The 657-nt window shown below is 64.7% G+C and carries 1 protein-coding gene; it reads left to right on the top strand.

From position 1 onward, the window contains the following. Nucleotides 1-657 (top strand): 3-hydroxybutyrate dehydrogenase (locus tag WS46_RS00585; protein WP_059689012.1); only part of this gene is annotated, 657 nt, incomplete at both ends.

Genomic DNA, 657 nt, shown 5'->3' with positions numbered 1-657 from the left:
GTCGCGATCGCCGACCTGAACCAGGACGGCGCAAACGCGGTTGCCGACGAGATCAACAAGGCAGGCGGCAAGGCGATCGGCGTCGCGATGGACGTGACCAGCGAGGAAGCGGTCAACAGCGGCATCGACAAGGTGGCCGAAACGTTCGGCTCGGTCGACATCCTCGTGTCGAACGCGGGCATCCAGATCGTCAACCCGATCGAGAACTACTCGTTCGCCGACTGGAAGAAGATGCAGGCGATCCACGTCGACGGTGCGTTCCTGACGACCAAGGCCGCGCTCAAGCACATGTACAAGGACGATCGCGGCGGCGTCGTGATCTACATGGGTTCGGTGCACTCGCACGAGGCGTCGCCGCTGAAGTCGGCGTACGTGACGGCCAAGCACGGGCTGCTGGGCTTGGCACGCGTGCTGGCGAAGGAAGGCGCGAAGCACAACGTGCGCTCGCACGTCGTGTGTCCGGGCTTCGTGCGCACGCCGCTGGTCGACAAGCAGATTCCGGAGCAGGCGAAGGAACTGGGGATCAGCGAAGAGGAAGTGGTGAAGAAGGTGATGCTCGGCAACACGGTCGACGGCGTGTTCACGACGGTGCAGGACGTCGCGCAGACGGTGCTGTTCCTGTCGGCGTTCCCGAGCGCCGCGCTCACGGGCCAGTCG

Source organism: Burkholderia sp. RF4-BP95, assembly GCF_001521985.1.
In the GTDB taxonomy this organism is placed as follows: domain Bacteria; phylum Pseudomonadota; class Gammaproteobacteria; order Burkholderiales; family Burkholderiaceae; genus Burkholderia; species Burkholderia diffusa.
Note: the sequence above shows the minus strand (reverse complement) of the source record. Positions and strands in the feature narration are given on the sequence as shown.